Source organism: Mesorhizobium sp. M0045 (assembly GCF_040323385.1).
Classification (GTDB): Bacteria; Pseudomonadota; Alphaproteobacteria; order Rhizobiales; family Rhizobiaceae; genus Mesorhizobium.
Genome location: NZ_JAMYUY010000035.1, coordinates 14,585 through 30,020 on the forward strand (window position 1 = coordinate 14,585; position 15,436 = coordinate 30,020).

The 15,436-nt window shown below is 59.7% G+C and carries 9 protein-coding genes, 8 pseudogenes and 1 other annotated feature; of the genes and pseudogenes, 7 read left to right on the forward strand and 10 right to left on the reverse strand.

Features of this window, described 5'->3' with window-relative positions; genetic code table 11:
- Positions 1-618: 618 nt before the first annotated feature.
- Positions 619-1,344, forward strand: coding sequence for a two-component system response regulator VirG (virG, locus tag NKJ72_RS29490; protein ID WP_023685159.1), 726 nt, complete (start codon positions 619-621; stop codon positions 1,342-1,344).
- Between the two features lie 248 nt (positions 1,345-1,592).
- On the opposite strand, the gene NKJ72_RS29495 is transcribed toward virG, so the two are convergent.
- From NKJ72_RS29495 to NKJ72_RS29510, 4 genes and pseudogenes are all read right to left on the reverse strand, one after another.
- On the reverse strand, positions 1,593-1,961 hold the full coding sequence (locus NKJ72_RS29495) for a hypothetical protein (RefSeq protein ID WP_352480566.1): 369 nt from the start codon (positions 1,959-1,961) through the stop codon (positions 1,593-1,595).
- Between the two features lie 75 nt (positions 1,962-2,036).
- Positions 2,037-3,782, reverse strand: a complete 1,746-nt coding sequence (gene virD4 / locus NKJ72_RS29500) for a type IV secretion system ATPase VirD4 (protein ID WP_352480567.1) — start codon at positions 3,780-3,782, stop codon at positions 2,037-2,039.
- A gap of 247 nt (positions 3,783-4,029) precedes the next feature.
- Complete coding sequence (locus NKJ72_RS29505; RefSeq protein WP_352480568.1) at positions 4,030-4,890, reverse strand: hypothetical protein; 861 nt, start codon at positions 4,888-4,890, stop codon at positions 4,030-4,032.
- Positions 4,891-5,099: 209 nt separating this feature from the next.
- Positions 5,100-5,393: pseudogene (locus NKJ72_RS29510) on the reverse strand (integrase core domain-containing protein); the annotation flags it as partial.
- Positions 5,394-5,444: 51 nt separating this feature from the next.
- Between NKJ72_RS29510 and NKJ72_RS31065 the strand changes: the two are divergent.
- Together NKJ72_RS31065 and NKJ72_RS29515 are read left to right on the forward strand one after the other, a co-directional pair.
- Positions 5,445-5,700: pseudogene (locus NKJ72_RS31065) on the forward strand (IS30 family transposase); the annotation flags it as partial.
- Positions 5,701-5,871: 171 nt separating this feature from the next.
- Complete coding sequence (locus tag NKJ72_RS29515) at positions 5,872-6,537, forward strand: hypothetical protein (protein ID WP_352480570.1); 666 nt, start codon at positions 5,872-5,874, stop codon at positions 6,535-6,537.
- A gap of 77 nt (positions 6,538-6,614) precedes the next feature.
- Here NKJ72_RS29515 and NKJ72_RS29520 read toward each other — a convergent pair.
- Together NKJ72_RS29520 and NKJ72_RS29525 are read right to left on the reverse strand one after the other, a co-directional pair.
- Positions 6,615-7,543 (reverse strand): annotated as a pseudogene (locus tag NKJ72_RS29520) (IS3 family transposase); the annotation flags it as partial.
- Positions 7,144-7,260 (reverse strand) — a sequence feature (AL1L pseudoknot). Its footprint overlaps the pseudogene before it by 117 nt.
- Before the next feature lie 154 nt (positions 7,544-7,697).
- Positions 7,698-7,847: a hypothetical protein gene (locus tag NKJ72_RS29525; protein WP_352480574.1), complete on the reverse strand. Its 150-nt coding sequence runs from the start codon at positions 7,845-7,847 to the stop codon at positions 7,698-7,700.
- Here NKJ72_RS29525 and NKJ72_RS29530 point away from each other — a divergent pair.
- Both NKJ72_RS29530 and NKJ72_RS29535 read left to right on the forward strand, forming a co-directional pair.
- Positions 7,827-7,962 (forward strand): annotated as a pseudogene (locus tag NKJ72_RS29530) (IS6 family transposase); the annotation flags it as partial. The gene NKJ72_RS29525 and the pseudogene NKJ72_RS29530 overlap by 21 nt on opposite strands.
- Before the next feature lie 83 nt (positions 7,963-8,045).
- Positions 8,046-9,965, forward strand: coding sequence for a potassium transporter Kup (locus NKJ72_RS29535; RefSeq protein ID WP_352480571.1), 1,920 nt, complete (start codon positions 8,046-8,048; stop codon positions 9,963-9,965).
- 88 nt (positions 9,966-10,053) lie between these two features.
- Here the strand turns inward: NKJ72_RS29535 and NKJ72_RS29540 are convergent.
- The 3 genes and pseudogenes from NKJ72_RS29540 to NKJ72_RS29545 all read right to left on the reverse strand — a co-directional run bounded on the left by NKJ72_RS29540 (position 10,054) and on the right by NKJ72_RS29545 (position 11,612).
- Positions 10,054-10,787, reverse strand: a pseudogene (locus NKJ72_RS29540) (IS6 family transposase).
- Between the two features lie 50 nt (positions 10,788-10,837).
- Positions 10,838-10,998, reverse strand: a pseudogene (locus tag NKJ72_RS31070) (DUF1403 family protein); the annotation flags it as partial.
- Positions 10,999-11,234: 236 nt separating this feature from the next.
- Positions 11,235-11,612 carry a flagellar export protein FliJ gene (locus NKJ72_RS29545; protein WP_352480573.1) on the reverse strand — a complete coding sequence of 126 codons (378 nt, stop codon included), beginning with the start codon at positions 11,610-11,612 and terminating at the stop codon, positions 11,235-11,237.
- 296 nt (positions 11,613-11,908) lie between these two features.
- Here NKJ72_RS29545 and NKJ72_RS29550 point away from each other — a divergent pair.
- Positions 11,909-12,214, forward strand: a pseudogene (locus tag NKJ72_RS29550) (IS6 family transposase); the annotation flags it as partial.
- Here the strand turns inward: NKJ72_RS29550 and NKJ72_RS29555 are convergent.
- Positions 12,213-12,935: pseudogene (locus NKJ72_RS29555) on the reverse strand (TnsB C-terminal domain-containing protein); the annotation flags it as partial. The pseudogenes NKJ72_RS29550 and NKJ72_RS29555 overlap by 2 nt on opposite strands.
- 734 nt (positions 12,936-13,669) lie before the next feature.
- On the opposite strand from NKJ72_RS29555, the gene NKJ72_RS29560 reads away from it, so the two are divergent.
- On the forward strand, positions 13,670-15,436 hold a 1,767-nt coding region (locus NKJ72_RS29560; RefSeq protein ID WP_352480572.1), incomplete at its 3' end, for a Ulp1 family isopeptidase.

Sequence of the window (15,436 nt, forward strand, 5' to 3'; positions counted from 1 at the left end):
TGACACGCTCAAGATGGAGGAGTTGCAGTAACTGAGAAATGTTAGCCCGGACGTTCACCGCAACCGGCGACCTGCCGGTCGCCGAACAGCATTTGAGGCCGCCGGCCACCTTGGACGAAGCCGGCTTGGCAGGAGACACACTATTTTGCACAAGGCCGCTGCAGCGAATCACGGTCTTCTTCCGCCGACCGCCTCTCCGATCAAGCCAAACGCCGCGCTGCTCAACCATGTCCGAGCTGGATCCACGAGCCGGAGGATATCGAGATGATCCAGGTCCGCAAACTCCAGGATGACCAGGATGCAAGGGCATAGCAGGAAACTTGGCATCCATGAGGTCGAACTTGAGTGATATTGGCAGGCCTGCACCAACGGGGGAGCTCGAAGCGAAAAAGCGAAGGACCACACGGCAGGGTCATGTCGGCGCTTGGACCTGTCTGGTGGCCACGGGCTGCCTTGGTGCGGTCAATTCGCTGGGGATGAAAAGAACAGGACGAGCACGGCCTCACATTGGCCGCACGCAACGGCGAGTGGTATCAAGGAGCAGCTGTTCTGGGTCGGTGCCCCAGGGTTGCTCGGCAACAGGTTTAGACAAGGGGATTCAAGATTGAAGGTGTGCCGTTGAAACATGTTCTTGTCATTGACGATGATGCCGCAATGCGGCGCCTCATCGCCGAGTATCTCACGATGCATGCCCTGAAGGTAACCGCAGTCCACGATAGCAAGCAGTTTGACTATGTTCTTTCACGTGAGCCAGTCGATCTCGTGGTTGTTGACCTTAACCTAGGCCGGGAGGATGGACTTGCGATCGTCCGCAATCTGGCGACAAAATCGGATGTTCCTATCATAGTGATCAGCGGCGACCGGCTTGATGAGGCGGAAAAAGTGGTTGCACTGGAGCTCGGCGCAACCGATTTCATTCCCAAGCCTTTCGGGATGCGCGAATTCTTGGCCCGCATTCGAGTAGCGCTACGCCAGCGCATTTCTAGTCCGCGAACCAGAGAGCAGCGCTCATTTCGCTTTGGGGCCTGGAAGCTCAGCGTGAAGCAGCGGCGACTGATCTGTGCGGAGCGTGGCGAGGTCAAGCTTACCGCATGTGAGTTCAATCTCTTGATCGCATTTCTGGAGAACCCCCGCAACGTGCTATCCAGAGAACGGCTTTTGCTCGCGAGCCGTGTGCGTGGAGAAGAGGTGTACGATCGAAGTATCGATGTCCTAATCATGCGCTTGCGCCGAAAGCTGGAGGCTGATGCGGCCAACCCTCGCCTGGTCAAAACATCCCGTGGCGCAGGGTACTTCTTCAACGCTGACGTAGACGTTAGCTACGGAGGCACGTTGGCCGCGTGACAGTGAGCTATGCTGGAGATTGGGGTGACGAGGCTGATCAAGTCTTCCAACAGTACCAGCCTGATCAATTACGGCGAGAGCTACCGGTCCGGAGATCGCATCAGCCCCTCTCTGCATAGGCACGCGGCCGCCTGAATTGCCGATTTCGCTCAGCTGCTGCTGAATGGCGACGGCTTGCGGCGTATTCAGGGCCCTGTGCGTCTCCGCTGGCCACAACAGCGCTGGGGAATGTTCATTGTTGGGACGACTCACTCGGGTGGCAGGTGGTTGCCCTGGTCAAGCGCATCCGGCGAAGGGCGGATCTGCTGTTCGCTGGCAGCCAAGACTGGGGGCGGCGGCCCGAACTCCGGCGTCCCAGAGCTTGCGAAAGCCTCCGACACGCTTCTGTTGAGGTCATCCCGTCCAGCGGGCATCCCTGGGTTGCTGAAAAAAGACGAGGCGGCTTGATGATCCTGCCCTCGCTGAAGCACCTCGCGAAACCCCTGTTCCAGTCGCAGAAGCTCCTCTGGATCGGTTGGCGGCTCGTCAGCTCGACCATCGAACAGCGGCCGGAGCGCCTCGGACACGTGCTGCTCAAAGCCCACTCGCCGGGCCTGGACCGCTTGCCCGTCTTCCAAGCCGGCGTCCTGCACCTGCGACAAAGCTGTTACACGGGATGGATTACTATTTCGCGGGTCCATACTAGCCTCACATCAAACTGTATCGTCAAAGTCCTGCGCCAATTCACACAGCGGGTCATCGAGTTGAGATTCTGCGGAGAGCGCCTCCTCTGCTCCCATCAAGGGCGCCGGCTCCGGGAGGGCGCCTGTCTGGCTTTCAAAGATGCGTTTCAGAATGCGATCCGAGAAATAACGCACCTTCCTCAATTTTAATGGTGGCAGACCTTTGATGAGAACAATCTCGTAGTCGTCATCGAGCAGCCGAACCTGTTCGGGACGCAATAGCGGTGCACCTTGATGTGAATTCTGAATGTTCCAGTCGAACGTTCGCGCCTGGCTGTGGGAAATCGATTTGGCTTCAAACGTGTATTCACCGATGGCCTTGGAAATGTAGTTCGGAGTCTCGTCATCAGCCGTGGCCATGAACACTTGCAGTCCGGTATTGCTGAGAAAATTCTGCTTGCCAGCCTCTCCATAAGCCCCCGTCAGTGCCGAAAGGCTTTGGATGATGAGCATGAAACGCCCCTTGTAGCCCGCGATAGTCGTGATTGCGGTCTCGATCGCCTCCAGCTTACCCAAGTGCTTGAACTCATCGAGCAGGAAGAGAACCTCGTGCTTTTCATCCCGGCGGGCCAGCGACCGCTGCAGAATTGAAACGATTTGCTGAAAAAACAAGCGTATCAAAGGCGCGATCACCTCAAGGTCGTTCGGACCAACGCAAAGATAGATGCACGTTCTGCGACGGCGAAGATCATATACCGAAAAGTCCGAGCGACTTGTAGCCGCCTTTACAGCGGGATCCGCCCACAGGTTGAGCCCGCCATCGCCGAGCACGGAAGTGTAGGAGGTTAGGATTTTGGTATCGTTCCCCGCCATGTCGTCGAAGATGCGTTGTGCCTCTTTGTTCTGGGTCTCCATGGCGAGTCGCGCGAAGAGCTTAAACTTCTCCCCCGGCTGGGCGAAGAGGTCATAGACGGCGCCGATTGTTGGCGTGCCCCGCTCGATGCAGGCAAGGATTCCCGCGACAAAGATATCTCGAGCGCCGCTGACGAAACCTTCCGCGCCCTCCCCCTTGGCCGTAATCAAGTTTGCGGCCAAGCGGCGGGCTTCGGTGAATTGCTGCTGTGGAGGCAGCGCTATAAGATCCAACAGCGGATTGTAGCAGTTTGTGCGCCGCTCCGAATCCAGCGGCGCGAATTTAAACACGTCGTCACCTGCGGCTTTGCGCGCCCTCGAGGTGAGCTCAAAGAGCTCCCCCTTGACGTCCAGAGCTATCACCGAGCCTTTGAATGTAAGTAGCGTTGGAATGACTATGCCGACGCCCTTGCCAGCGCGGGTCGGTGCAACGATGAGGCTGTGAGGCTGCTCGCCATTGGTCAGGTAGTAGCCAGGCCAGAAAGGGCCACTTGTCTTCCCAAACACCGGCCCTGTCACGCCACGGTATCGTCGCAGATATCCCGTGCGTCGCATTTCATCCACTCGAGCCCAACGAGCCGTCCCGTGGTGTTCGAGCTTGCGGCGCAATACGATCTGCTGAATCAGCAAGACGACCGCGGACGTCGAGAGCACGATAGCCGCGCCCCGATAGAAAACGGGGGTTGCGAAACCCAAATAGAAGGGCGTCTCAAACCAAAAGGCACGGACATCAAACGCCATCAGAGCCTCGCCGCTACCGCCGTGGCGGAAGGTTGCGTAAAGACTTGCCGCACAGAAGCCCACGGCGAGTGAGCACGCGATGCTAATGGCTATGTTGGGGGGCGTCGTTTTTGTTGAAAGCATTGTTCCATTGCCGGATTAGCCGTAGCTAATGCTGCGCGTGCTTCAGAGACCGAACCGACGTCGCGCGATGTCGCCGCTCGACAGATCGATGCCGCAGCGGGTGGTGCGATGCTTGCAGCGCATCACCCGGCAGACGTGGTTTTTGAAAGTTACACTAAGCAGGTACCTCAACGGCCAGCGAATTGGAAACGGCAAGGCCGTAAACGGAATTCGGGAGAGAAAGCGTCACTGTACCATGGCCGAGACCTCAACGGCCGGAGCGATCTCTGCTTCTGGTGGCCTCCATTAGGTCCTCTCGGGCGTGATTGTAGGTGTGGCTTATGGACTGCCCGACTTGAGCACCCCGCTGCAGCTGTTCATAGGAGGTTTGCGGGCTTACTGTATCACGGACTGCAGCCTCAATACCTGCTATGTGGCCGTCCAGATTCGCACTCCGTTCCTCTGCTGCATGCTGCGGCGGCGGCATGTGCGGCAAGATGTGTTGCATGCCGGGAACTGAGTGAGCTTGGGCCTGTTGATTTGCGTCGAACTGGTGATACGCGTTGAGAATAGCATTGGATGCTGTCAACTTGACATTGACATCCGGATCAGAAGCCAATCCAATGGCCTGATCAAGAATGCGAGATTTATTTTCGTCATTAAACTTACTGAAGTGTGGCGCAACGTAAAGAGCTCCGAGAGCTTGCGACGACGGCTCCATGTTGCCAATGCGATTAACAATAGCATCTTGCATCCCTGGCGTTAGGTAATGGCATACATTACTGACCGCTCTGACTTGCTGCAACGCTACGTCATCCGGGGTGTACCCCAATCCGGCTGTTAATTTCTCGGCCAGATCGATGGCTGATCGTCCAAGCTGATTGGCCCGCCTTTCAAATCTCGCGAGGTCAGTTTCTGGCCCGGCTTGAGTGCCCCGAACGGCTGTTCGCTCGTGCGTCCCGAGGCCTTTGAAGCCCCCAAGATTTCGCGCTGTATCGCGCGGGTTAGCGGTTACCAGCCGTTCTGCAACATCGCTCAATGGCCCCTCTGGAACGTCACGGAGGCTACTGCTCCCCACGCCTTGAGATGATCTTGCAGCTGCGCGTGCCCGTTTGTTATCGCGATCCATTGCTCGCCTCCAAAGTAGTTATTCTACCCAATGAGGGTACCACCGAAGCTTGACCTGCTAAACCGATATGATGTTACAGTTGTAGTATGGCAAAGGGTTCCCAGCTCTGTGGGTCTGCCAAAAGCCCGTCTAAGGCGAAGAAAATACGATGAAGTTGGCATCAAATGCGATGTGAACCGCCCCGGGCTTTTCGGAGGCCGACGTTTGAGTCACGCGGCTATGGCTGGTTCATCCAACATGGCGTAGTAGCGTTCCTCGGCTTCGGCCGGCGGGATGTTGCCGATGGGCTCCAGCAGCCGGCGATTGTTGAAGCAGTCGACCCATTCGAGCGTGGCGAACTCGACGGCCTCGAATGAGCGCCAGGGTCCGCGTCGATGGATCACCTCGGCCTTGTAAAGACCGTTCATCGTTTCGGCGAGAGCATTATCGAAAGAGTCGCCGACACTGCCCACCGAGGGTTCGACGCCGGCCTCCGCCAAGCGCTCGGTGTATCGAATGCTGACTATTGGGCGGATTCAACGGGTCGTCGCAACACCAAGGGGTTGGAGGTTGCAATGACGGTTCACCAACGCGCTTCAGATCGGTGCACTCGAAAGAAGCTAGATTCGCCCGGGCGTCCGCCTGCCTGACAGCGTGAGAATCGCTTCCGGTTCTGGCAAGCTATTGCCTTGGGACGTTCGAGCGAGGAGGCCGCACTGGATGCCGGTATATCAACGCCTCTTGGTCCGCGCTGGTTTCGGAGTGCAGGAGGGATGCCGCCAACGCATTTGGCGCCGTGGGCGAAGCCGCCTTCGGGGCGATATCCTTCTTTCGGGAGCGCGAGGATATTGCGCTTGCATGGCGCCTCATTCGAGGGCCCCAAGGTGGGTATGGAAAATGCGGAGGGCTGTTCACCGGCAGAGCCGGAGGTGGTCGGCAGCCCTGGAGCCCCGAGCAGATCGCTAAATCGGTCTTCAGATCGATTATCCAGAGGATCAAACCATGCGGATCAGCCACGAGACGATCTATCAGTCCTTGTACATTCAAGGACGCGGAGCATTGCGCCGAGAACTGACCGCATGTCTGCGTTCAGGCCGAGCGTTGCGCGTACCGCGCGAACGGGCCCGAGTGCGCAACAAGTCCTTCATTGGAGACGCCGTTATCATAAGCGACCGTCCGGCCGAAATTGCCGATCGGGCTGTCCCCGGACATTGGGAAGGCGACCTCATCCTTTCGGAAACTCGGCGATCGGCACGCTCGCGGAACGAAGTTCACGCTTCACAATGCTGCTTCACCTGCCGCGCATGCATGGCTATCAGCAGAGCCTGCGCATCAAGAACGGTCCCACCACTTGCCGGCCACGGCGCTGAAGCAGTCCGCAGAGCCATAGCCCGATCCATGGACAAACTTCCCGAGCAACTGCGTCAGTCGCTGACTTGGGATCAGGGAGCGGAAATGGCGCAGCACGCCGACCTGCGCATCGACACCGGGCTCGAGATTTACTTCTGCGATCCCAAGCCCGTGGCAGCGAGGCTCCAACGAAAACACCAACGGCTTGCTGAGACAGTACTTTCCAAAGGGCACGGATCTCAGTCGGCACACAGCCCGGGAACTGGACGCAGTCGCCCATGCTATCAACACAAGACCGCGCAAAACGCTCGGCTGTAAAACACCTGCCGAAGTCCTCGACCAGCTCCTTGGGGGACAGTATGATGCCGGTGTTGCGACGACCCGTTGAATCCACCTTGGCTGCCTCTATCCCTGTGATGGATGAGCCCGCCTCCCTGCACGGGCCGCCGATCATGGAGCCTGTTCCAGGGCATCGAGAACGAAGGCTGCATGCGCCGTCCGGCTCACCCGCCAGCCGACGATCCGACGGGCATAGGTGTCGATGACAAAGGCCACATAGACGAAGCCCGTCCAGGTCGCGACGCAGGTGAAGTCGGAGACCCACAGCATGTTCGGCGCCGGAGCATGGAACTGGCGGTTGACGTGGTCGAGAGGGCAAGGTGCGGCCTTGTCGCTCACCGTAGTGCGGATCGGCTTGCCGCGGACGATGCCTTCGAGGTCCATGGCCTTCATCAAGCGGGCAACCGTGCAGCGGGCGACGTCGAAGCCCTCGCGACGCAACCGCCGCCAGACCTTGCGAACGCCGTAGACGCGGAAGTTCGCCTCAAACCGTCGGACCTCATCCTTCGAGGCTGTATCCCATCTTGCCCGAGCCGACAGCCGGCAGGGGTCGACGCGCTTGGCGACATGGTCGTGGTAGGTCGACGGGGCGATCGGCAGCACCTTGCAGATCGGCTCGACCCCATGCGCCTTGCGGTGATCGTCGATGAACGCGATCGTGGCCTGAACCGGCGGTCGAGCTTCGCCTGGGCAAAATACGCGGAAGCCTTGCGAAGGATCTCGTTGGCCTGGCGAAGCTCGCGGCTCTCGCGTTCCAGAGCCTTGAGTTTCGTCGCCACATCCGTAGGCACACCGACTTGCACGCCACTGTCGCGCTCGGCCTTCTTTACCCCTCATGCAGCGTCTGCGCCGTGCAGCCGATCTTGGCGACGATCGATGAAACCGCCGCCCACCGCGACGTATGCTCGCGTTCGTGATCCAGAACCAGCCGCACCGCGGGGGTCCGGACCTCGGGAGAGAACTTGTTGGTCGCCTTGCTTGTCATGGTTCCACCTTCTCAGGAGTTGGAGCCTCCGATCAACCCGGGGCGGTACACAAGAAGGGTCACGGATCAATCGAGGCGGGAGCCCTAGAGATCAGCCCTCAGAGCCTTTGGTAATAGACCGACCCCTCGCACCTGTTTGGGCTGGGTGTACAAGTCAGGTTTTCATCAGGTTCGACGAGTATGTCTGGCAGTAGAGCGCGACCACTTCCGTGCCCGCCCGCTCGTCTGGCAGACACACACAGGAGAAAGATATGCCGTCAGCTACAAGCAGCGCCATCGTTTCCTGCCGCAGATCATCGCCCATCCGGTCTGGCCCTCCTTCAGGTTCCCCTTGAGCCTGTGTCTCGTAAAGGAAATGGCCCGGGAGCGGGATCGTGGTTTCGTATGAGACAATCCGCCGGTGCGGCAACAAATGCGGTCCGCATACGGAGCCATTACGTCGCGGCACTTGATATTGCAGTGCAGCAAAGGTAGAGGGCCGCCCCTTATCGGAGTGTCGTCCATGGTCCTTACCAATACTGGTAGCGAGGCAGAACCCGTCGAACAGTCGAGCCATCCGGCAATCGAACAGCAAAGCCCCAAGGTGCTGATGCTAGGCGCGCTCGGCGTTGTCTATGGCGATATTGGCACCAGCCCGATCTACGCGTTCCGTGAGGCGCTGGTGGCGTCGTCGGGCGGCAATGTCGCCGAGCGCGGCGATATCCTCGGCGTGCTGTCGCTGATCATCTGGTCGCTGACTATTATCGTCACCATCAAGTACATCATGTTCGTGCTGCGCGCCGATAACGGCGGCGAGGGCGGCGTGCTGTCGCTAATGGCGCTAGCGCGCGGCAGTTTCCCCAAGCGGTCGGCGGTGATCCTGGGCATCGGCATCGTCGGCGCCTCGCTGTTTTTCGGCGACGCGGTCATCACGCCCGCGATTTCGGTGCTTTCGGCCGTTGAAGGCATGAATGTCGTTACCCCGACCTTCCAGCCCTACGTCGTGCCGCTAACACTGGTCATCCTTGCGATCCTGTTTTCGGTGCAGCGCTTCGGGACCGGCGGTGTGGCGCTGATCTTCGGGCCGATCACGGCGGTCTGGTTCCTGGCGATCGGCCTTTCCGGTCTCAACCAGATCATCGCCGACCCGGAAATCCTGTGGGCGATCAGCCCGCATTACATTGTCGCCTTCCTGATCAATTCGCCCGACGTCGCTTTCGTCACCATCGGCGCCATCTTCCTTGCCGTCACCGGCGCAGAAGCGCTCTATGCCGATCTAGGCCATTTCGGATGCAGGCCCATCGTGGTCGCCTGGCTGTGGATCGTGTTTCCCTGCCTGCTGCTCAACTATGCTGGGCAGGGCGCTTTCGTGCTGGCGAAGAACGGTCACGTCGGCCACCCATTCTTCGAGATGAACGAAGACTGGACGCTGATCCCGATGGTGGTGCTGGCAACCGCCGCGACGGTTATCGCCAGCCAGGCGGTCATCTCCGGCGCCTTCTCGCTGACCCGGCAGGCGGTGCAGCTCAATATGCTGCCGCGCCTCGAAATTCTGCACACGTCGGAACGGCAGTCGGGCCAGATCTACATGCCGCGCGTCAATGTTTTGCTGGCGTTGGCGGTGATGTTGCTGGTCGTCGGTTTCGGCGAATCGAGCAAGCTGGCCTCCGCCTATGGCATCTCGGTGACCGGCAACATGCTGGTGACGACGGTGCTGCTGTTCGTCGTCATGACGCGCATTTGGAAATGGCGCCTGTGGGTGGCGGTGGCGATGACGGCGGTGTTCGCGTTCATCGACATCGGCTTCTTTGCCTCCAACATCGTCAAGGTGTTCGAGGGTGGCTGGGCGTCGCTTGCGGTGGCCTTCACCATCGTTCTGGCGATGTGGACCTGGATACGCGGCAGCCGCTATCTCTTCGACAAGACCCGCCGCAACGAAATCCCGCTCGATTTCCTCGCCGGCAATCTGTTGAAGAAAAAGCCGCAGCTGGTGTCCGGCACCGCCGTGTTCCTGACCAGCGATCCGCAAAGCGCGCCGACAGCGCTGATGCACAGCCTGAAGCACTACAAGGTGCTGCACGAGCAGAACGTCATTCTGTCGGTGGTCACCGCACCGCAGCCGCTGGTGCCCGACAGCGAACGGGTCAAGATGGAGACAGTCAACGAGTTGTTCATGCGGGTGACGCTGACCTTCGGCTATATGGAGCAGCCCAACATTCCGGGCGCGCTGGCGACCTGCCGCAAGCAAGGCTGGAAGTTTGACATCATGACGACATCCTTCTTCCTGTCGAGGCGCTCGCTCAAAGCCTCGCCCAATTCGGGCATGCCGGTGTGGCAGGACAAGCTGTTCATCGGGCTCGCCCGCTCGGCGGCCGATGCGACGGAGTATTTCCAGATCCCGACCGGACGTGTGGTCGAGATCGGCACGCAGGTGGCGATTTAGGGCATGCCGCGGTTGAGAAGAATCGGTGCTGTCAGATTGATTGAGCGGTAAGGAAAATCAGGTAGCAGCGCGCCCGGCACTGTAAGTTTCATCGGCTTGATGCAGCGATAGCTGGCCGGGACGGCTGTGACGCTGTAGCGACACAATGCATGGCGGCGTTACGCAGGTCTCGATGTTGAGCCGATGACAGCGCATTGCAGGGAAAGTGGAGCAGGTCGGCAATCGGATCATGGATGGAAACGAACCGCTGAAGCTGGCGTGCCGACTTGAAGCGTTTCATGATCCTTTCGCGTCGTCGGGTGGGCTGGTGCGAATTTTCCGCTCGATTATTCAGGCCTGTGTGCGACCGGTGTTCGACGCCGGGCATGAGGTCGCGCATGGCGGCATCATAGGATCGGAGCTTGTCGGTGATCATGATCCGTGGTGTCTGCCCTTGAGCCTTCAACCTGTGCATCAGACGCTTTGCCGCCTTGGAATTTCGGCGGCTTTGTACCAGCACTTCGAGGACGAAGCCGTCCTGATCGACGGCACGCCAGAGCCACTGCTTCTTGCCACTGATAGCCACGACACATTCGTCGAGATGCCATTTGTCGCCCATGCAGCCGGCTGACCGTCGCTTGATCTCTCGGGCGAAATTCCGCCCGAATTTCTCCGCGCAGCTTCGAACGGTCTGATGCGTGACGATGATGCCGCGGGCCGCCAGCATGCCCTCAACCATGCGCAGGCTGAGCGGAAAGCGAAAGTAGAGCCATACCGCGTGCGCAATGATCTCGGGGGAAAGCCGTGGCGACCATAGAGCGGACCACGAGCAACTTCTGACATGGCCCAATGTACGCACATCTTCATAAGTTGTCGGTTGACTTTACGGTGCCGCGCCAAGCGAGCAGCATCCGGCCGGCGGGGCCGACCCCGTCTCCCGGCCGTGAGCAGAACGGCATCGCGCAGGCGCTTCATCCTCGACGCGGCCAGCCTGCTTTGCCGTTACCGCCGCCGCCGAAAGCGCCAGGCGTTGCCGCCAGGCGCCGATCCGCCGGCAGCGGTTCGTCTCCACCGATGATCCGATTGCCAACCAGTTCCACTTTCTCCCAATACCTGCGTAACGCCGCTATGCAAATCTGGAACAAAATCGCGTATGTCGCCGCAGCATGACAGCCGTCCCGGCCAGCTATCGCTGCATTAAGACGCTGATATCTTTACACTGCCCGCACGCCTCTCGCGCGCCAACGGCCAGTCGGTGTCGCGAATTGAGGCGCGCTGAAGCCGTCCGGCTCAGCCGATCATGGCGCTTCGGTTGCCGGGTTCGAGGTCGTGGCCTCTGCCGCTGCGCGATTCTAGCATTTGCGCCTTGGAGAGCTCTGCTTCAGCCTCGGCGAGGCATGGCTCGGCTGCGGTTCTCTGCCGCAGAAGGTCCGATTGCGAATTCTTGACGTTGTCACGACGTAGGCGAGCGGCCTTGGCGAACGTCGGATAAGCGAAATGATTGACATCGGAGATGCCGGCCTTCGTTTCCTCGGCGTTTATCTGGAAGTCCAGTTCTCGCGCCATGCGTTCGAAATCGGCAATCATCATGTCTAGCTGGTGCAACTGTCGCCGCTTCTCATTCACCTGAAATTGCTTCAGTCGGACCAGACTACCTCGGGGCTTCATGACTCGGTACTCCGGTACACATTTCGTCCAATTCAAACCGCTCTCTCCCCTTAACGTTAGGCCTACAGCGACTCTCACGTTTTCTGCTGCGAGCGGAAACATATTTTCCAAAATCCTTGCCCGATGGCTATGAGTTCAATGGCATCGACAAGCATGCGAGCGGGGGACTTAAGGGGCGGTAAAAAAAAGGCGGAATAGGGCGATTTTCACAATGTCTGCATATGAACGCGTTGGGACCTGCGGCGGCTTGACACACAAAGCAATCGTCAAGATTTGCGACATGGACGCCGGGGGGCATGAATACGCCCGCCGTCAGCTACACGCCCCCCGATTTCCGCCGCCTATTATCGCCCACGCGGTCTGGCTTTATTTCCGGTTTCCGCTGAGCCTGCGCCTGGTTGAGGAAATGCTGCTGGAACGCGGCATCGTGGTTTCGTATGAGACAAGTCGCCGTTGGGGCATCAAGTTCGGGCCGGACTGCGCTCGCTGCTTGCGCCGCAAGCCGCCGTGCCGGAATGATGTCTGGTACCTGAACGAAGTGGTCGTCACCATCGCCCGGCAAAAAGCTTTGGTTGTGGCGCGCCGTCGACCAGGATGCGTGGCCAACCATGCCTCCTTTGGACACATGGCCTGCGCGAGGCAGAGCGCGACCGACAGCGCCGATGGCTTCTCAAGGGTGAGGCAGAAGCCGAGAATGCAGCGCGTGGCCACGTCGCTAACGATCGTAAGATATGCGCGGCCCTGAAGGTTCCACCACCGTCGACGACCTCAACGAAGTTGATGTCGGTGGGTGTGTGATCGATCTGGCAGACATCCAGCGGGTGCGTGGCATGGATGTAACCCGGCCGCGCCTTGAGCCGTTGAAGATGCTTCGGGTTCGCTGATCTTTTCCTCGCGATCTACTCGGGGCTGAACAGCGAGGGTATGCGACGCGCGACGGTGAGATAGGATGGAGTGGCCAGGCCGGCCTCCTCGCAGCGAGCCCGGACCTCGGCCACGACGGGAGCGAGCGGCGGAGCCTCCAGCACGAGCCACTGCGTCTTCACGATGATCTCCTCGATACCCTGGTCAAGGCGCTTTTTCCGAGTCCCCTCCCCGTCGCGCAGCAGCGACGTCACGGTCCGGTCGATGCGGTAGCGCGCCAGCAGATTGTAGATCTGGCGGGCGCAGCTCCGCGGCGGCCCGCTCGATCGGCGCCTGACGGGGCCCCGCACCATCGAGGATCTTATCCAGCTCGCGGGCTACACGACGTGCCGCGGACCATGCTTCATCGGAGAGAGATGGGGAAGGAGTTGCTTTTCGGTTGTGTAATCGGTTCGGCAAATGACCAATGAAATCGTTAGCGGAAAATCGGGGCTGTCGTAGCGCTAAAACCTAAACAACACCTAACTTTTCCCTGTTTGAAATCGGGAAGTAAAAGCGACACCGGTAAACCAGCGAGCCATCTCCAATATGTGAATTGTGGATTGCTCCTCGACGGGAGCTGAGGGGCGGCTCCGCAAGCCTTACGACGCTCTTTGCGAGCCGTAGCTGCCGAGCTGGCAAAAGGCCGGGCTACGTCGCGCCAGCGCAATCGGCGCGCAGAAAATTAGGCCTACCCGCTTCGGGACCGCGGACCTCGTCAGCTTCTCGTAAGTATGCCCGAGTAGGTTGCTCAGCTGATCTGTGGACGTGAGGCTAGCGTGAACCGGCACAAATTTGACCTATCCAATGTAACAGCTTGGCGGCAGGTGCAGCCCCCGGCATCTCAAGAGCAAGCGGCACAGGCCGGGCAAGCGGGCTTTGAGCAGCGCTTGGGCGAGGCGCGCCGAGCCGCTGCCCAAATTCCGGCCCCCGGCGTTCCGGCTCTGCCAGACCCGTTCCATCCTCATCCGTCTCAGGGAGACCTGAGCCTCATCGAAGCCGCGGCCCCATGGGAAGCGCAGCCCCTGATGCAAGGGAGCGGACAAGAACACGCCGCGGCGCCGTACGCCGGAGGCAGTGGGTCGATGCTAGGTGCCTCGGTGCTGCAGCCGGGTCACTCAACGGCGCGCCATCATCATGCACCGGATTCGTCAGTGGTTGATCTGAATCCCGCACCGGTCGAGTTGCGTGACCATGCTCGTTCTGTGCCGGCGGCGGTGCAGCCAGATCCTTCAATAGTGGTCTCCGGTCACGACAAGCGTCCTCTTTATTCCAACGATGCGACTGTTGTCGAAGGGCTGAGGTCAGCACTCTATGCCGGTAAGGTCGGGGAGCGCTCGGTCAAGCGCCATGTAAATTCTCTTCTCGGCTTCGGTCGTTGGCTCTTTGATAATAACAGGCCGGGATTTGCTGCTCGGCTTGACGCGCTGGATCAGGATCTCAAGGAGTACGAGAGCAGGGTCGGCCCCTCGGAGTACGAGAGCAGGCGTGGCCCCTCGGACGTGGCTAGAGCAGTGGGTCGTCTCAAGACGTGGGCGGGCGGAGCGCCAGTGCTGGGCCGCGCTGTCCTGACTCCCGACCCTGCCGACGCCGCGCTCATCAGAAAATACACAGCGGCTCTCATCAAAGAGTACAAGGCAGCGTCTGCGACCGAGCCGAATCCCGCTACCATTCAGACCTATGGATCTGCTCTTAGACGTTTTAGTCAATACCTGGTTGAAAACAACAAGCCGGGGATTGCGGCTCGGCTTCACGAGGGGTCGCTGGATGAAGATGCCAAGCGCTATATGAACTCCGGTGGGATCAGTGCACTAGCTCATCTCCGGAAGTCCGAACTCAGGCGCGAAATTGCCCTTGCTGCTCGTCCGGAAGACGCAGTCGGCATGGAGGCTCGTGCCATTGGGGACGCCGCTGCGCAGCATAGCGGGCCGCAGAAGGCATTGGGTCGGCCAGAGAAGCTCCCTGGGAAAGCTAATGAAGACGGGCGGGTGCTCGGCGCATTGCAATTGCTAGGCGACCAACATATCCAGAGGGATTACCAGCTCCTGGAGCAGGAGTTGCAGGGGAACAATCCAGAACTCGCCGCCCGGACGCGGTTCGTGGATCCCCTCGTAGCCCATTCTCATCTGCGCTTCGGCTCCGAGAGCGACAGGCTAAGCGCATTCCAGCGCATCGTCCATAATCAGAACGGTAACGACACAGCCGACTTCCTGTTCGTGCCAGTGAGCGATGCCGGTACGACTCGTGAGGAGCGCGGCACCCATTGGTCGCTGCTATTCGTTGATCGCCGCGACCGGGCACGGCCGGTTGCCCATCATTATGACTCCGCCGGGGAATACAATAAAGAGCTTGCAAAAGAGTTCGCAAAAAGGCTGGGCGCCCGCCTGGACTCACCCCGCATGGCCCAGCAGAGCAACAGGTGGGATTGCGGAGTCTACGTGGTGGACGGCACGCGGGCGCTGGTTGGGCGATTGCAAAGATGGCAGCCAGATGACCTGAACCTCAACAACCTCGTCGTCAATCGGCAGGCACTACAAGCCCGACTCATGGGTGACGATACATCTGGAACGGCAAATTATCTCACGAACTTTGAACTCATGGACCGACACGCCCGAGACGCGGTTAAGGAAAGCCCCGTTGGGACGGGGGACGCCGCTGCGCAGCGCAGCGGGCCGCAGGAGACATTCAGTTGGCCGGAGAATCTCCCCCTTGGGGAAGCTAATGAAGACGACGCTGTTGTGGCATCGTCTTTCGTGCCTGGGCACCATCACCAAGCCTCGGATCCCGCAGGGTCCTTTCGTCCCCTGAGCTGGCGCGACGGCGACCAGCGCGCGCTGGACGAGCGGATCGCTGCACAGGACAGGAGCAACCAGCTACCAAGCGAGGAGGTCCTCATCAACCGTGAGCATGATACAGCGGAG

Coding starts and splice junctions, on each gene's coding strand:
- NKJ72_RS29515 (WP_352480570.1), top strand. CDS start 5,872: ATGCGGATCAGCCACGAGACGATCTATCAGTCCTTGTACATTCAAGGA.
- NKJ72_RS29545 (WP_352480573.1), bottom strand. CDS start 11,612: ATGAAGCCCCGAGGTAGTCTGGTCCGACTGAAGCAATTTCAGGTGAAT.
- virD4 (WP_352480567.1), bottom strand. CDS start 3,782: ATGCTTTCAACAAAAACGACGCCCCCCAACATAGCCATTAGCATCGCG.
- NKJ72_RS29505 (WP_352480568.1), bottom strand. CDS start 4,890: ATGGATCGCGATAACAAACGGGCACGCGCAGCTGCAAGATCATCTCAA.
- NKJ72_RS29525 (WP_352480574.1), bottom strand. CDS start 7,847: ATGGGCGATGATCTGCGGCAGGAAACGATGGCGCTGCTTGTAGCTGAC.
- NKJ72_RS29535 (WP_352480571.1), top strand. CDS start 8,046: ATGGTCCTTACCAATACTGGTAGCGAGGCAGAACCCGTCGAACAGTCG.